Raw genomic sequence first — 524 nt, forward strand, 5'->3', positions numbered from 1 at the left:
GTAGAATCTAATTGCATATAAATCGATTTAATTTTAAAAAGTAAAGAATCGACTTCTTGATAGTTAGATAAATTCCCTCCGATAATATGTACTCGAAAATCAGAAATAATATTTTTTATCTTTGATGTCTTATCTGCTTGATTTAAAATATCATCTTTTATAAAACCTAGAATGCTGAGTAATTCTGTAGCAATCTGTTGATCGTCATTTTGATATCTTATATTTCGTAGTTCTTCTGCAGAGAGTTCATCTAAGCTGTTTGCTATTTGTTGGACAATTGGCATGTGATTAATATAATCGACTATTTGATTACCTGTTTGAACAATATTTCGGCTAGTTAATGATAGATTAATCGCTTGCTGTTTTACTTGTTGTTCAACATTATCCCAAGTTTTTGCATGACTATTAATTAGTTGGATAGTATTTGTGAGGTGGCTGATTTCAAGCGGAAAGTTTGCTGAGCTACTAATTTTAAACCATGACAAGATATCGTGAGAAGAAGTGGGTAATGTTAATGCAAAGTT

The 524-nt window shown here is 30.5% G+C and carries 1 pseudogene; it reads right to left on the reverse strand.

What is annotated here, in order from left to right:
* Positions 1 to 524, reverse strand: a pseudogene (locus tag ABN217_RS20385) (alpha-xenorhabdolysin family binary toxin subunit A); the annotation flags it as partial.

Origin of the sequence: Proteus sp. fly-1067, from assembly GCF_040139345.1 — a bacterium.
In the GTDB taxonomy this organism is placed as follows: Bacteria; Pseudomonadota; Gammaproteobacteria; order Enterobacterales; family Enterobacteriaceae; genus Proteus; species Proteus vulgaris_B.